Raw genomic sequence first — 14,110 nt, 5'->3', positions numbered from 1 at the left:
TTATTCTACTTTCCGGGACGGGTCTGAAACATCTCATGCGCCTCCTGTAGCCCGGCAGCGAAGCCGACATCCCCCCGGGATTTTTCGGCCTCCATGGCCAATATCGCGCAGCCCCGTTCACACCCGCATTAGAGTTTCAAGATGGACAGTCATGAGAATTTGGTTCCGGTCATTACCGGCATTCATGCCAATGCTCCCGCCGAAAAGATGCTGATCGCGCAATATCGCTCCTGGATGCATTGCGACACCTGCCGCAATCTGGGATTTCTCGACTGCGCCTGGACGACGCTCGCAACAGCGCTACCCTTCGAGTCGGCGAAGGCGGTTTTCAGCGAGTGCTACATCTTCATGCGCATTTTGCGCAGACGCGCCTGCCGGCCGATCGAATGGCGCAATGATCTACGGCCGGGCATCTGCGATGACGAATGTCTCTTGCTGCGGCTCGTCGCAGCCTCGCAGAGGCATGACGCTTTTGCCGAAATTTCGGTCGCCGCCGAGCTTCTTGGAACCCATAAGGTCGAGGCGCTTGTCGCGGCGAGCCGATCCCTTGCCCGCGCGCTTGAGGCCCGCCACCTCAGGCTTGAGCCGATCGTCGAAGTGACGGCTTCGGAATTTTCGGCCTTTGCCCAGGGGTCGGTGACGGTTCATTGAGGGCCTGTGCAGGCAAGCTTAACCGCAGGCGTTCGAAAATCGTGCAAAGCCCATAAAAAAAGTAGACATTTGCCCCTCTCCCGAATTAGCGTCCAAAACTCCTCCGCTATGGTGCCGCGGCCCCTTAAAAGCCGCTTTCGGTTCGGGAATGCTGACAAAAAAGGGCAAATACGGTCTCAAGGCCATGGTTCATCTCGCCGGTCGAATCCCCGGCGAGACGACGCTCGTCACGGATATCGCCGATACCAACGATATCCCGAAAAAATTTCTCGATACGATCCTCGGCGAATTGCGCAATGCCGGCTTCGTCAATTCGAAAAAGGGCAAAGGCGGCGGCTATACTTTGGCCAAGGCCGCCCATGAAATCCGCGTCGGACATATTATCCGCGTGCTCGACGGACCGCTCGCGCCGATCCAATGCGCCAGCAAATCCTCCTACAGGCGCTGCGACGATTGCACCGACGAGAAGACCTGCAGCGTCCGGCTGATCATGCTCGAAACGCGCGAGGCCATTGCAACCATCCTCGACAATCGCACGCTCGCGGAAATGCGCGCGCTGGCGAAGAGCGAGGAAGCCGAGTTCATGTATAATATCTAGCACCGCTTCCTAGCGCCAAGCGAGAGCCGCTTGACGCGGCAAGGCCACGCGTCCGATCGTTCGGGATCATAGATCGAAACGATCGCAATAATCCGATGGATAGACTTCCCGAAGACGACATCTTTTCCGGCGGGGGCGAAAGCCGGAGGGATTTCGTACGATGGATCGATTCAACACGGGCCTCAACCGGCGCCGGTTCTTGACCGGTGCCGGCCTCGCAACACTATCGCTTACCTCATCATCGGCGCTTGCCAAAGAATTCGCCGATCTGAGCCCGCCGGGGGATACTAGCTTTCGCGCCTTCGCAACGGCCTTTCCCGGCAAAGGCCCGATGATCCTGCAGAGGACGCGGCCGCCGCTGCTTGAGACGCCGTTCAACGTCTTCGACAAGAGCATCATCACCCCGAACGATCAATTCTATGTCCGCTGGCACTGGGCCAATATTCCGACAAAGATCGATGCCGATGCCTTCCGCCTGAATGTGCGCGGACAGGTCAATTTGAACCTCAGCCTGTCGCTTCAAGATCTTGCCGCGATGCCTTCCGTCGATCTCGTCGCCGTCAATCAATGCTCCGGCAATTCGCGCGGCTTTTTCCAGCCCCGCGTGCCGGGCGCGCAATGGAGCAATGGGTCGATGGGCAATGCCCGCTGGACCGGCGTGCGCCTGAAAGACGTGCTCGATCGCGCCGGCGTCAAGGCCGGCGCCGTGGCCGTGCGATTCAACGGCCTCGATCAGCCGGTCATGCCCGATGGGCCGGACTTCATGAAATCTCTGGCAATCGATCATGCGCGCGACGGCGAGGTCATGATTGCCTATCAGATGAATGGCGAGCAATTGCCGCTTTTAAACGGCTTTCCGCTCAGGCTCGTCGTGCCCGGCTGGTATGCGACCTACTGGGTCAAGATGCTGAACGACATAGAGGTGCTCGACAAACCCGATGACAATTACTGGACGGCCAAGGCCTATCTCATTCCCGATACGCCGATGGCATCGATCAAGCCGGGTGAGACGGGCGTCAAAATGGTGCCGATCAACCGTATGGTGCCGCGCTCCTTCTTCACCAATATGCCCTCCGGCGACAGCGTCGCCGCCGATACGCCTGTCAGTCTGCGCGGGATCGCTTTCGGCGGCGATGCCGGCGTCAAAAGCACCGATCTGTCGCTCGACGGGGGGATGACATGGCTGCCCGCGCAGCTTGGGAAGGACGAAGGCAAATATAGCTTCCGGCGTTGGGAAGCCTCTCTCAATCTGCCGCGCGGCAGGCACAATGTTCTGGTGCGCTGCACCAACAGCAATGGAGACATGCAGCCGCTGGCCGCGAGCTGGAACCCATCCGGCTTCATGCGAAACCCGATCGAGACGGTCGGCCTCTTCGCCACGCACGGAGATCGATGATGGGCGTCGCGAAACGGGTTTTTCAGGCCGCCCCGATCCTGCTTGCAATGGCCTTCGCCGCGGGGCCTTCGCTGGCCGGCAATCTCGCCACGTTCAAGTCCGTCGACACCGATCTGCCGACGGGCGAGCGCATGTTTCAAGGTCCGGGCTCGGACGCGATCAATAATAATTGCCTCGTCTGCCACTCGGCTGGAATGGTGTTGACCCAGCCGCCCCTGCCGCGCCCGACCTGGCAAGCGATCGTGGAAAAGATGCGTGCGACCTATAAGGCCCCGGTCGCCGACGAAGACGTTGGCCCTATCGTCGATTATCTGACGCGGATCAAGGGCATTCGCACCCCTTGAGCCTGCCATGGGCTCTTCGAGGCACGGGCGCGGCAGCGGAATTGCTTCGCCGCCAGGATCGCGACTGCTGGCGCTACCGGGCCTGCTGGTGTATGTCAGCCGCGAATTTTATCCTGATGGGGGAGTAGAACGTGTCTTTACCGACAACAACCTTTGAACTCGGCGGCAAAGAAGTCGAAGTCATCACGCTCGAAGACAAGGGCACCAAGGTCCATAGTTTCGAAGTGCTGTTCCTCGACAAAGCCACGCAACAGAATATCGCCACCTATGCCGTCAACCATCCGCGCTTCAAGGAAAAGGGCTTCGTCTACGACGTCGCGGCCTTTTTCGACGCCGCCGTGGCCGATTTCAAGCGGATCGGCGCCTGAAGACCGGACCAAGCAAAAGGCTCGGTCCCTGATCAGGATCGAGCCTTTTTTGATTCAATATCGAGCGGCTGGTTGCAGGTCACTCTTCAGATTCGACGTGAAGACTTGCCTCAGTCTCGACGGCCTATCCGGCGTATGACATGCGATTGAAGAGATGCAATGGATTCATCTCTCCCCTTAAGCATCTGATCTTTATGAAAAAGACCAAGCCCTTCGGACCGAGCGGCTTTTGCGGACGGTGCCGCGCGCGGCTATGTCAGCCGGCGACGACGTCTTCGCTGTAGGGACCGGCTTCGCCCGGCTTCAGGCCAAGCTTTTCCATGACTTCCTTGGGAAGGTCGATGACCATTGAAGCGATGTCTTCTTCGGCCAAATTGAACGTCTTGATGACGAGCAAGACCGCCGCATCTTCCTTAGGTTCCCAGGAAGCATAAAGCGCAACGTCTTGTTCGCCCTCCGCCGGGTTGCCCTTTGTCACCTGAATGAGCCATCCTTCGAACATATTGAATTTCCTGTTTTCACATTTCGGAACGCTAGCGCGTCAGGTTGCCAAATCCTGCAGTTCAAATCGGCCCGCTTCGCCCGGGGCAGCCCGGCTATCCCTGCGCAGTTCAAGCCAGTTTTATGCCACTCGCGCGGCGGAAAGCCTCGATCTAAAGGGTTCAGCGAGAAAAGGCCGCCTTTCTGGGGCCTTAGGTCGATCCGAACCCGGATCACGAGGGATTTCATGTGCCTTCGTGATGGTCGGAGTGAGAGGATTCGAACCTCCGACCCCTAGTCCCCCAGACTAGTGCGCTAACCGGGCTGCGCTACACTCCGATGCCGGTCCTTATAGAGAAAGCCCTGTGCCGACGCAACGCGCCGCTCATGGCTTTAAGACCGCCGGGCGGCATGCAAAATCCGTTCACATTCATCGAGCTCGGCTAGCAACGCCTCAAGCCGGCGCAGATCGGCCTCGTGAAGCGCCATCGCCGAGCCGTCGGACCCTTCGCCGGCATAGGCCTGAAAATCCGCGCCGTCAGGCGAAATTCCGGCCGCGGCATAGGCGCCGTTTCGTGCCGGCGCCGGATGCATGGCCTCTTCATAGCGGGCTTGTGGGTCCGCTTCGGTCTCGGCGCCCGGCCCGAAGATGAGACTCATCCGCTCGCCGCCAGCGATCGACGCAGCGCGATAGGCAGCGATGACCGACCGCGCGCCCTGCTCTTTCAGGATTTTTTGGACGCCCTTGATCGTGTAGCCCTCGCCGTAGAGAAGCTGGCGAATGGCACGCAGAAGCTCGACATCGTCGGGACGGTAATAGCGCCGCCCACCGCCGCGTTTCAGCGGCTTGATCTGGATGAAACGGGTTTCCCAGAACCGCAGCACATGCTGGGGAAGATCGAGCTCGTCGGCGACTTCACTTATCGTCCGAAAAGCTTCGGCGCTTTTTTCCATCCGAATGTGTCCAGCAGCAGGCCGTCAGCGATTCGTCACGCCGCGGCGAGACAGATTCAGTCCGCTTCGTTGTCCGGAACTGTCTGTCCGTTGATCCGAGCCTTCAGCACGTTCGACGGCTTGAAGACCATGACGCGCCGCTGCGTGATCGGCACTTCGACTCCCGTCTTCGGATTACGGCCGATCCGTTCGCCTTTGGCGCGCACGACGAACGAACCGAAGGATGACAATTTGACGGACTCGCCAGCAACGAGCCGGTCCGACAATTCCGTCAAGACGGCCTGCACGAGCGCAGCCGATTCCTTGCGCGAAAGCCCGACACGCTGATAGACGGCTTCGGCCAGATCGACACGCGTCAGCGTGCGCGACCGGTTCTGCTCCCTGGTTTCTCCCCCTGTTTGCAGGGGTGTTGCTATTTCGATGTCCGGCATCGGTCAGCCTCGATAATCATTACGGAGTATGCTGAAAAGGAAAGGCGATGATCTACCTGACTGCCCGTTTGCTGCAGAGGATCGAAAGAGCCTGTCGCAAGCGACCGCTTTTTACACGACCACCAATGCAAAAGCCTGATCGCAACGCGTTCTAAACACCTATGAATTCACGCAATGGCTGTCGGAAATGACAATTTTTTGAAGCTTCTTACAAAGTTGCGCACAAATCAAGACATCTTGCCGCAAGGCAGCTCTGCCTTTTTACCAACGGATCAGCGCCGACCCCCAGGTAAATCCGCCGCCCATAGCCTCGATCATGACGAGATCGCCTTTTTTGATCCGGCCGTCGCCGCAGGCGACCGCCAAGGCCAATGGAATCGACGCAGCCGACGTATTCGCGTGATATTGGACGGTCGTCACAACTTTTTCCGGCGAAATGCCAAGTTTTTCGGCGGAAGCGTCGATGATCCGGCGGTTGGCCTGGTGTGGAACGAACCAGTCGAGGTCGGCTGGCCCGGTTCCGGTCGCGGCAAAGGCATCCGCCATGACATCGGTGACCATGCCGACGGCGTGCCGGAAGACCTCCCTGCCCGACATGCGCAAATGCCCGACACTGCGCGTCGCCGAGGGCCCGCCGTCGACATAGAGCTTATCGAAATGCCGCCCGTCCGAGCGCAGATGCGAGGTCAGAACGCCCCGGTCCTTCACCGTGCCTGCCGAGGCTTGCGCTTCGAGCACGATGGCACCCGCGCCATCGCCGAAAAGAACGCAGGTGGTTCGGTCGGTCCAATCGAGCAGCCTTGAAAAGGTCTCGGCGCCAATCACCAAAGCGCGCTTATGCGATCCGGACTGCAGAAACTTATCCGCCGTCGCGACACCGAAGACAAATCCGGAGCAGACGGCCTGCACATCGAAGGCCGCGCCGTGATACATGCCGAGACCGGCCTGGATTTGGGTCGCCACCGACGGAAACACATAGTCCGGCGTCGAAGTCGCGACGATGATGAGATCGATATCCTTGCCGGTCAGGCCTGCATCCGCGAGAGCCGCTTCGGCCGCCCGAAGCCCCAGCGTCGAGGTCCGCTCATCGTCTGCCGCGATGTGGCGCTGCGTGATGCCGGTCCGCTGAACGATCCACTCATCGGTCGTCTCGAGCGATTTTTCGAGATCCTGATTGCTGACGATCCGGTTGGGAAGATAGGAACCGATCCCGACGACGACGGACCGCAGCCGGTCTTTCTGTTCATGAGTCAAAACGAGAGAGTCTCCGAGTCTTTTGGGAACTTGAACGGCAAAGCGAGATGAATGCTCTAGCGATCGGATGCTTCCATCGGGGCCGGCGGCGCGGATGCGTCGCAGGCCTTCGCATTTGGCTCGACGCTCAGCACGGGCGCCTCCTCGTGCGAAACGGCAAGGGCTTCGCGGATCTTATGCAAGAGTTCGTGCCGCGCCATGGCATAGCCGATCTCGATGGCGCGCGCCGTTCCGATCGCATCCGAACCGCCGTGGCTTTTGATGACTACCCCGTCCAGCCCAAGAAAGACCCCGCCGTTCAGATTGCGCGGATCCATTTTTGTCTTGAGCCTTGCGAAAGCCGGCTGCGCCAGGAGATACCCGAGCCGCGACAGCCAACCATGGCGCATGGCTTCGCGCAAATATTGGCCGATCTGCTTGGCGGTTCCTTCGGCCGTCTTGAGCGCGATATTGCCGGCAAAGCCTTCCGTCACCACCACGTCGACCGTGCCCTTGCCGATGTCGTCGCCTTCGACGAAGCCGTAATAGTCGAGGCTCGCGAGCGGCGTCTGGCGCAAGAGGCGGGACGCCGCCTTCACTTCTTCGAGCCCCTTGATCTCTTCGACCCCGACATTCAACAGGCCGACGGTCGGACGCTGCAGATTGAAGACGATGCGGGCCAAAGCCGAGCCCATGACCGCAAGATCGAAGAGATGCTGGGCATTGGCGCCGATCGTCGCGCCGACATCGAGGACGACCGTCTCGCCGCGCAGCGTCGGCCAGAAGGCGGCGATCGCCGGACGCTCGATATGGGCCATCATGTGCAGGCAGATTTTCGACATGGCCATGAGCGCGCCGGTATTGCCGGCCGAGACCGCCACATCGGCTTCGCCTTTTTTCACGGCCTCGATGGCAAGCCACATGGACGAGACGCGCCGGCCTTTCCGCAAGGCCTGGCTCGGCTTGTCCTCCATCGACACCGCGACGTCCGTATGATGCAGGCGCGAGACGGCGGCGAGGCGCGGCGAGGCTTCGAGCACCGGCCTGATCCGTTTCTCGTCTCCGAAAAACAGAAAACGCACATCGGGGTGGCGTTCGAACGCATGCGCCGCGCCCGGGATGATCACTTCCGGACCATGGTCGCCGCCCATCGCATCCACGGCGATCCGGACCGGTTCGATTATCGCCACCGCTGAGCCCCTAGCTGCATCACCGCCCCGTCTGTCCGCCGTTTAAGAGGTCTTGTCCCATTTACGCAAGATGGCAAAGGGCGATTCCCGCTCTTCCGGCTTTTCCGTCAGAACCTCTTCGAAGCTGACTCCCGGCTTTTTCGGGTAGGGATCGAGCGCCAGCGCCAGAAATTCGGTGGCCAGCACGCCAAGATCGATCTTGCCGTTAACGATCGGATCCGGCGGATCTTCGTCCTCTTCCTCGAACTTCGCTTGATCGCGCGGCATGGCCTTTTCGCGTTTGGCCCTTTCCTTCTCAGCCTTTTCTATCTCTTCAGGCCGCATGAAATCGACATCCACCTGCTCGGCGACCGCCGATTCAAACGGATCGAGGCTGACGACGCAGGTTTGCGTGATCGTCGCTCTGACCTCGCCCCTGACATTGACCCGGCCTTGCGGCCTGCGCATGACATGAAAAACAGCGTCGAGTTTTCCGATATCGACCAGCCCGTCCAGAGCCGCGAGCGCCGCGCGTTCCGCCGCATCGGCTTCGATCGCGACCTCGAAGCCCTCGTCCGGCATCGGATCGACCGTGACGAGGCGCGAAAAGGGCACGCCCGCGTTGAGATCGCTGCCGCCGGATTTCGCGCCGGACGGTTTTCCGCTTGATTTAGGTTTCATGCGATGGCCTCCATCGGCACGGCCGAGGGTGAAGGAAATGGCACTGGCCCCTTGATAAAGGCCTCGACCGGCGCGGCGGCAAGCGCGGCATCGAGCGCCGCGACATAGATGCTCAGGGCCTCGCCGCCCTTCCGGCCAGCATAGACATTGCGCTTCAAGGCGTCCGCTAGCTCGCCATGGCCGCAGCGCAGCGCCTCGTCATAGGCTAGGCCCCGGCCGAAGAAAGCTTCGGCAAGGCCCTTCATTTTCTTCGGCACCGAGGAGTCGCCGACGCCTAGTTCCCGCAAGGCGACTTCGAAATGGCGAAACAGCGCATCGGCCAGATCTTGCGCGACATCGGGTGCGGGCGCCGGCAAGGTGCGGAGCCTTCGCAAGACAAGGGCGGCATGCAGCACGACGGACTCAAACCGGCCTTCGAAATTATCTTCGATTCCGAAACCCGTGAACAGAACCGGATTGCGTGCGGCTGCCACGATCTCGCCGTGAAGCCGGTCGATGACTAATCGATTGGACGATGAACCCAGCAACCTGACTTTCAACCGCGCGAGACTTGCAAACATGATTCTCTCCGGGCGCTCGCCGCGTTGGACAACCATCCGATAGACCTGTGACCGGCGAAGGACAAAAAAACGGCGCGGATCGAAACCAAGTGGGTGTCAGCTCTGTGCTGGCAAGTGCTGCGATCTTGCTTTTCGCTTTGTTGAGCGCTAGGCATCGCAAGGCTTTGAGGCAAGCGCAAGCCCATCCGTCGCAGGCTTTTAAATCGACAGATAGAGGTTCAAAAATGCGTTTCGAGAAGGCAATTTCCTTTTCTCGACAGATGACAAAGCTCCGGAACCCCATGGTTTTGCTTGCTAAACCGATTTTGGCTGCCACGCTCGCCTTGTCGCTTGGCGGTTGCATTACGGGCTATGACGGCGAAGTTCTACATGGCTACCAGCCCGATCAAAGATCGTTGGCGCAGGTTCGCCCGGGCTCCTCGGCCGAACAGGTTCTCGTTTTGTTGGGCACGCCGTCCACCACATCGACGGTCGGCGGCGACGCCTGGTACTACGTCTCGCAAGAAACCAAGCGCATGGTCGCCTTCATGGATCCGAAGATTGTCGACCGGCATATTTATGCCGTCTATTTCGACAAATCGAAAAAGGTTCAGCGGGTCGCCAATTATGGCATCGAAGACGGCAAGGTCGTGGATTTCGTGTCGCGCTCGACGCCGACAGGCGGTGCGGAATCGACCTTCCTGCGCGGCATGCTGCTCAATCTTTTCAGGTTCGGCTAGAACCTGAACCATCCGACATGCTTTCAGATGGTTCACAAGCTGAACCAATGGCTTAAAGCCAGATCCTCTAGCTTCGCCTACGGCAGAGGCCGGCAGTCGGACGCCGTTTGCTTGCGAAATCACCCAATGGGCGCGCCTCTCCGCCAGTGCGGGTTCACAGAGTGTTGTAAAATAGTCTAAGCTGATGCTCAGCCGCCCCAAAAGAGCGCGGCATTGCAGAGAGGATATGCACCATGAGAGGAATGATCGGGCTTGCCGGAGCTATGCTGCTCGCCCTGACGAGCGGCGCTTGGGCAGCCGAAGTCACGGAAAAGGTCGAGGTCAAAGCGACGCCCGCGGCCGCTTGGGCTGCGATCGGCGATTTTTGCGGGATCAAAAACTGGCACCCCGTTATCGTCGGCTGCGAGGTCAAAATGGACGGCGCCGACAAGGTCCGGACGCTCACCGCCAAAGACGGCGCGAAATTCGTCGAAAAGCAGATCGCTTGGGACAATGGCGGCAAATCCTACACTTATGCGATTTTGACGAGCCCTCTGCCTCTGACGGGTTATAAATCGACCCTCGGCGTCACGGGCACGGGCGAGACTGCCACCATTACCTGGACCGGCAGCTTTACGCCGAACGCAGCCGACAATGGCGTCGAGAAAGTCGTCAGTGGCATTTATCAGGCGGGCCTGACCGGCTTGAAGACCAAACTTGAGACCAAGTGATCCGGATCTCGGATCCTGAATGATGAGACAAATAAAGCCCTGACCGTTTCACCCGGTCAGGGCTTTTTCTCAAATCAGATCATGATGATGTCGGATAGAATCCAAAATCATAAATTCATCCCGGTCTAGCCGCCGAGCGATGCCCGCGCGCGCTGCCACCAGCCGGTTCGCTTCGGCCGGTTCGGATCCTCCTCGGCGACCACCGGCGCAGGCGATGGCGCATGAGGCGCAGGCGCTTCGGCCGCGACAGGCTCTCTCACCTGTACGTCGCCTTCTGCCGCGTGCTCCGTACTGGAGTGCTCTGTGCCCGGATGCTCAGTGCTGGCATGGCCGGCATCCGAGTAACCGGAATGCTCGGTTTCATGCGATGGAGCCGGCGCTTCCGCGGCGGCGGCCTCGGCAGGAAAAGCCTCGCTTACCGGCATTTCGAAAGCCGAAGCAGCGACGGCGTCTTCGCCGGCGCCAGCTTCCGAAATGTGAATCTTTTCGCCGTTGGATGCGAAATCGCGTCCGCCGCGGCCGCGCCGGCGCGACCGGCGCCTGCGGCCCTCGCCTGTCGGCGCGCCTTCCGGCTCCGCCTCACCGTTTCTCTCTTCGTCGCCTGCCTCATAGTCCGCGCCGTTGGAGACAGGCGGAAAAGCCCCCGTCTCGGCAGCGATCACCGCCAAGCCATCGTCGGAAGGTTGCGGCGCATTGGCTGCGATCCCCGACCCTTCCCGATCGCCACCATGCGAGCGGCGGCGGCGGCGGCGCTTGCGGCGGCGGTTGTCGCCATTGGCATCGGCTTCGCCCTCGCCTTCGCCATTGGTTTCCTCGGCGCCGCTCTCCTCGTCGGCTTCGGCCTCGAGATCGGCATCTTCTTCATCGAAAGCCGCGATATCCGCAGGACGCACGGAGTCGGTGCGAACGAATTCGGCGCGGGGCGCCGCTTCCGGTGTGCCCGAAGCCAGTTCGCCGCGCTCGATCGCATGATAGGTCGTGCCGGTCAGCGAATCGTCGGGCGTGATCGTGATTGTCACGCCGAAACGGGTTTCGAGATCGTGCAGATTGTCGCGCTTCTGATTGAGAATATAGAGCGCCACGATAGAACGCGTCTTCACCGTGATATTATGCGTCGCGCTCTTGATCAGCGTATCTTCCGTGACCCGCAGCACATGCAGCGCGATCGACGACGTCGAGCGGACCATGCCGGCGCCGGCGCAATGCGAGCAAACGACGGTCGATCCTTCGAGCACGCCGGTACGGATTCTCTGGCGCGACATTTCCAAGAGGCCGAAATGCGAGATGCGGCCGACCTGAATGCGGGCGCGGTCGTTCTTCAACGCCTCTTTCAACCGGCGTTCGACGGACCGGTTGTTGCGGTTCTCTTCCATGTCGATGAAATCGACCACGATGAGACCCGCGAGATCGCGCAGACGCAACTGCCGTGCGATTTCGTCCGAGGCTTCAAGATTGGTCCGAAGCGCCGTATCCTCGATATTATGCTCGCGCGTCGAGCGGCCCGAGTTCACGTCGATCGCAACCAAGGCTTCCGTCTGATTGATGACGAGATAGCCGCCGGATTTCAGCGTGACCTGGTTCGAGAACATCGCATCGAGCTGCGCCTCGGCGCCCGCCTTGGCGAAGATCGGCTGCGGATCGCGATAGGGCTGCACATTCTTCGCATGGCTCGGCATGAGCATGCGCATGAATTCCTTGGCCTCGCGATAGCCGTCATCACCCGAGACGACGACTTCGTCGATGTCCTTGTTGTAGAGGTCGCGGATCGCCCGTTTGATGAGCGAGCCTTCCTCATAGACGAGCGTGGGGGCTGTCGATTTCAAGGTCATCTCGCGCACGGTTTCCCACATGCGCAGGAGATATTCGAAGTCGCGCTTGACCTCGGCCTTGGTACGCGCGGCGCCCGCGGTGCGCAGGATCACGCCCATGCCTTCCGGAACCTCAAGCTCCTGGGCGATGGATTTCAGGCGCTGGCGATCGCCGGCATCGGTGATCTTGCGGGAAATGCCGCCGCCGCGCGCCGTATTCGGCATCAGCACCGAATAGCGCCCGGCGAGCGAGAGATAAGTGGTCAGCGCCGCGCCCTTATTGCCGCGCTCTTCCTTGACGACCTGGACGAGAAGAACCTGGCGGCGCTTGATGACCTCCTGGATCTTATATTGCCGGCGCGAGCGATAGCTGCGAACCGGCATTTCCTCCATGGCGTCGCCGCCCAATTGCTCGACGTGCTCGGCTTCCTCGTCCGTCTCGTCGGACTCATGATCGCCATCCGCGTCGTCCGGCTCCGAAGGTTGCTGACGGCGGGCCTCGAGTTCTGCGCCCTCGGCTTCGTCACTATATTCGGCCTCTGCGCTCTCCGACTCAACGGACACATGAACGAAAGAGTCTTCCGCGCTTGCCGCGGCCGCGGCATCACCAATCTCAAGTACGGGCTCTATGTCCGGATTGCCGCGATGCTCATGCTCGGCGGCTTCGGCTTCCGCCACCTCCTCTTCGGAAGGTTCAGTCTCTTGAACGACGCCGGTGTCGTCGCCGAAATCGTCTTCCTGACCGGGGCTTAGCGCCTCGAAGACCTGTTCGCCCTCCTCGGCGGCAGATTCTGTGAGGGTTTCGTCCTCATGCCCGTGCCGCTTGGCGGCATGCTGGCCGTTGCGATCGCCACGCGAATGACGGCGGCTGCGGCGCGAGCGCGGCTCGTCTTCATCTTCCTCGCGCTGGGCACGCGCATCTTCTTCGATAAGCGCCTGCCGGTCGCCGACCGGGATTTGATAGTAATCCGGATGGATTTCCGAGAAGGCGAGAAAGCCATGGCGGTTGCCGCCATAGTCGACGAACGCAGCTTGGAGCGAAGGCTCCACCCGCGTGACTTTGGCAAGGTAAATATTACCGCGAAGCTGTTTCTTATTGGCGGATTCGAAATCGAATTCTTCGACCCTGTTACCGCGCAGCACCACCACCCGGGTTTCTTCCGGATGAGAGGCATCGATGAGCATTTTGTTGGCCATGTGAAACTCGTTGAGACATGCCGCGCGCCGAGCCTTTGGCACGTGCATCACGGCGCCCTTGTGGCGCTATGGGCGGCCAATGAGACGGCGCGTCGGGCATGTTGAGGATGAGAAAGGGATTGATGCGGGTGGATCCGCCATTGAAGCTGTGAGCGTGGAAGCTGCGAAGAAGACACGAACCCTTCAAACGCGCCGAGGCATAGGGGAACTGAGCGCGCGCGGAAAAGTCGGAAGCACAGGCCGTCAAGGCCGGGCGGAAACTAGTCTGATTGGCCGATAATTTACCCTTCAAAGGGCTGACCATGTCTTCTTCACCTATTCGAATCGGCTGTGTTTCGAGCCATCCAAATTTTAAACTGGGCAGGCGTTGCTTGCAGCCTTCCAGATCGAGCCCGTGGACGATCTCCACCGGGAACTTTCCTCGCCGAGACCTTTGAGACAGCGGATGGTCCGGTGCCTCATGTTTGCTTTGAGCGCATCCCCCGCCTGACCCGCATCCCAAGTTTGGGAAGCGCAGTCCGTGCGGAAAAGGCCTTATACGACGAAGATCTGGCCTTTCGGTCGAAGCCTTTGAGGGCTGAGGATTCGAAAGGTCACCCTTCATATCGGGTTTATTGGCGATTTGGCAAGTTTCCCTATGACTGTTGCCTAACGGCCACGGCCACTTCAACCGGATTCTGGCATGGTGAGAAGGCGTTAACGGATTCGACCTAAGTTTTCGAAATAAATGCGAAAGATTGGCACCGTTGGCTGATCTTCGCGTTTCCGGTCATGGCCCAGCGATGCGACGGCTTTCATGGTGAAGCGCCCC

At 60.1% G+C, this 14,110-nt stretch carries 16 protein-coding genes and 1 tRNA gene; 7 read left to right on the top strand and 10 right to left on the bottom strand.

Annotation, left to right across the window (positions count from 1 at the left end):
• Nucleotides 1-141: 141 nt before the first annotated feature.
• The 5 genes from A3OQ_RS0111450 to A3OQ_RS0111430 all read left to right on the top strand — a co-directional run bounded on the left by A3OQ_RS0111450 (nucleotide 142) and on the right by A3OQ_RS0111430 (nucleotide 3,357).
• The gene (locus tag A3OQ_RS0111450; protein WP_020175532.1) at nucleotides 142-651 is read left to right on the top strand and encodes a hypothetical protein; all 510 of its coding nucleotides are present in this window, start codon (nucleotides 142-144) and stop codon (nucleotides 649-651) included.
• A gap of 148 nt (nucleotides 652-799) precedes the next feature.
• On the top strand, nucleotides 800-1,249 hold the full coding sequence (locus A3OQ_RS0111445; RefSeq protein WP_020175531.1) for an RrF2 family transcriptional regulator: 450 nt from the start codon (nucleotides 800-802) through the stop codon (nucleotides 1,247-1,249).
• A 160-nt stretch (nucleotides 1,250-1,409) separates the two neighbouring features.
• On the top strand, nucleotides 1,410-2,645 hold the full coding sequence (locus tag A3OQ_RS0111440; RefSeq protein ID WP_020175530.1) for a molybdopterin-dependent oxidoreductase: 1,236 nt from the start codon (nucleotides 1,410-1,412) through the stop codon (nucleotides 2,643-2,645).
• Nucleotides 2,645-2,989, top strand: coding sequence for a hypothetical protein (locus A3OQ_RS0111435; RefSeq protein WP_020175529.1), 345 nt, complete (start codon nucleotides 2,645-2,647; stop codon nucleotides 2,987-2,989). Before A3OQ_RS0111440 ends, A3OQ_RS0111435 begins: the two co-directional genes overlap by 1 nt.
• 131 nt (nucleotides 2,990-3,120) lie before the next feature.
• Complete coding sequence (locus A3OQ_RS0111430) at nucleotides 3,121-3,357, top strand: hypothetical protein (RefSeq protein ID WP_020175528.1); 237 nt, start codon at nucleotides 3,121-3,123, stop codon at nucleotides 3,355-3,357.
• 256 nt (nucleotides 3,358-3,613) lie between these two features.
• On the opposite strand, the gene A3OQ_RS0111425 is transcribed toward A3OQ_RS0111430, so the two are convergent.
• The 8 genes from A3OQ_RS0111425 to A3OQ_RS0111390 all read right to left on the bottom strand — a co-directional run bounded on the left by A3OQ_RS0111425 (nucleotide 3,614) and on the right by A3OQ_RS0111390 (nucleotide 8,865).
• Nucleotides 3,614-3,859, bottom strand: a complete 246-nt coding sequence (locus A3OQ_RS0111425; RefSeq protein ID WP_020175527.1) for a hypothetical protein — start codon at nucleotides 3,857-3,859, stop codon at nucleotides 3,614-3,616.
• A gap of 239 nt (nucleotides 3,860-4,098) precedes the next feature.
• A tRNA-Pro gene (locus A3OQ_RS0111420) sits at nucleotides 4,099-4,176 on the bottom strand.
• Between the two features lie 54 nt (nucleotides 4,177-4,230).
• A complete protein-coding gene (locus tag A3OQ_RS0111415; protein WP_020175526.1) occupies nucleotides 4,231-4,791 on the bottom strand; it encodes a MerR family transcriptional regulator in 561 nt (186 codons plus the stop codon).
• Between the two features lie 56 nt (nucleotides 4,792-4,847).
• The gene (locus tag A3OQ_RS0111410; protein ID WP_020175525.1) at nucleotides 4,848-5,222 is read right to left on the bottom strand and encodes an integration host factor subunit alpha; all 375 of its coding nucleotides are present in this window, start codon (nucleotides 5,220-5,222) and stop codon (nucleotides 4,848-4,850) included.
• A 261-nt stretch (nucleotides 5,223-5,483) separates the two neighbouring features.
• On the bottom strand, nucleotides 5,484-6,476 hold the full coding sequence (locus A3OQ_RS0111405; protein WP_020175524.1) for a beta-ketoacyl-ACP synthase III: 993 nt from the start codon (nucleotides 6,474-6,476) through the stop codon (nucleotides 5,484-5,486).
• Between the two features lie 56 nt (nucleotides 6,477-6,532).
• Nucleotides 6,533-7,639, bottom strand: a complete 1,107-nt coding sequence (gene plsX, locus A3OQ_RS0111400) for a phosphate acyltransferase PlsX (RefSeq protein ID WP_083931672.1) — start codon at nucleotides 7,637-7,639, stop codon at nucleotides 6,533-6,535.
• A 48-nt stretch (nucleotides 7,640-7,687) separates the two neighbouring features.
• Nucleotides 7,688-8,305 (bottom strand): YceD family protein, encoded by a 618-nt coding sequence (locus A3OQ_RS0111395; protein ID WP_020175522.1) that lies wholly within the window; start codon nucleotides 8,303-8,305, stop codon nucleotides 7,688-7,690.
• Entirely contained in the window at nucleotides 8,302-8,865 is a 564-nt protein-coding gene (locus A3OQ_RS0111390; protein ID WP_020175521.1) for a ubiquinol-cytochrome C chaperone family protein, read from the bottom strand. Before A3OQ_RS0111390 ends, A3OQ_RS0111395 begins: the two co-directional genes overlap by 4 nt.
• Before the next feature lie 281 nt (nucleotides 8,866-9,146).
• Here A3OQ_RS0111390 and A3OQ_RS0111385 point away from each other — a divergent pair, with 281 nt between their 5' ends.
• Nucleotides 9,147-9,584, top strand: coding sequence for an outer membrane protein assembly factor BamE (locus A3OQ_RS0111385; RefSeq protein ID WP_341872077.1), 438 nt, complete (start codon nucleotides 9,147-9,149; stop codon nucleotides 9,582-9,584).
• 233 nt (nucleotides 9,585-9,817) lie between these two features.
• The gene (locus A3OQ_RS0111380) at nucleotides 9,818-10,294 is read left to right on the top strand and encodes an SRPBCC family protein (protein WP_026595734.1); all 477 of its coding nucleotides are present in this window, start codon (nucleotides 9,818-9,820) and stop codon (nucleotides 10,292-10,294) included.
• Between the two features lie 125 nt (nucleotides 10,295-10,419).
• Here A3OQ_RS0111380 and A3OQ_RS0111375 read toward each other — a convergent pair whose 3' ends face one another.
• Nucleotides 10,420-13,299, bottom strand: a complete 2,880-nt coding sequence (locus tag A3OQ_RS0111375) for an Rne/Rng family ribonuclease (RefSeq protein WP_020175518.1) — start codon at nucleotides 13,297-13,299, stop codon at nucleotides 10,420-10,422.
• A complete protein-coding gene (locus tag A3OQ_RS24430) occupies nucleotides 13,232-13,708 on the bottom strand; it encodes a hypothetical protein (protein WP_152428411.1) in 477 nt (158 codons plus the stop codon). Before A3OQ_RS24430 ends, A3OQ_RS0111375 begins: the two co-directional genes overlap by 68 nt.
• Nucleotides 13,709-14,110 lie beyond the last annotated feature (402 nt).

The organism is Methyloferula stellata AR4 (genome assembly GCF_000385335.1).
GTDB lineage: Bacteria > Pseudomonadota > Alphaproteobacteria > Rhizobiales > Beijerinckiaceae > Methyloferula > Methyloferula stellata.
This window is presented reverse-complemented; position numbering and strand designations above follow the sequence as displayed.

Coding starts and splice junctions, on each gene's coding strand:
- A3OQ_RS0111375 (WP_020175518.1), bottom strand. CDS start 13,299: ATGGCCAACAAAATGCTCATCGATGCCTCTCATCCGGAAGAAACCCGG.
- A3OQ_RS0111380 (WP_026595734.1), top strand. CDS start 9,818: ATGAGAGGAATGATCGGGCTTGCCGGAGCTATGCTGCTCGCCCTGACG.
- A3OQ_RS0111440 (WP_020175530.1), top strand. CDS start 1,410: ATGGATCGATTCAACACGGGCCTCAACCGGCGCCGGTTCTTGACCGGT.
- A3OQ_RS0111445 (WP_020175531.1), top strand. CDS start 800: ATGCTGACAAAAAAGGGCAAATACGGTCTCAAGGCCATGGTTCATCTC.
- A3OQ_RS0111395 (WP_020175522.1), bottom strand. CDS start 8,305: ATGAAACCTAAATCAAGCGGAAAACCGTCCGGCGCGAAATCCGGCGGC.
- A3OQ_RS0111415 (WP_020175526.1), bottom strand. CDS start 4,791: ATGGAAAAAAGCGCCGAAGCTTTTCGGACGATAAGTGAAGTCGCCGAC.
- A3OQ_RS0111435 (WP_020175529.1), top strand. CDS start 2,645: ATGGGCGTCGCGAAACGGGTTTTTCAGGCCGCCCCGATCCTGCTTGCA.
- A3OQ_RS0111425 (WP_020175527.1), bottom strand. CDS start 3,859: ATGTTCGAAGGATGGCTCATTCAGGTGACAAAGGGCAACCCGGCGGAG.
- A3OQ_RS0111410 (WP_020175525.1), bottom strand. CDS start 5,222: ATGCCGGACATCGAAATAGCAACACCCCTGCAAACAGGGGGAGAAACC.
- A3OQ_RS0111385 (WP_341872077.1), top strand. CDS start 9,147: ATGGTTTTGCTTGCTAAACCGATTTTGGCTGCCACGCTCGCCTTGTCG.
- A3OQ_RS0111390 (WP_020175521.1), bottom strand. CDS start 8,865: ATGTTTGCAAGTCTCGCGCGGTTGAAAGTCAGGTTGCTGGGTTCATCG.
- A3OQ_RS0111450 (WP_020175532.1), top strand. CDS start 142: ATGGACAGTCATGAGAATTTGGTTCCGGTCATTACCGGCATTCATGCC.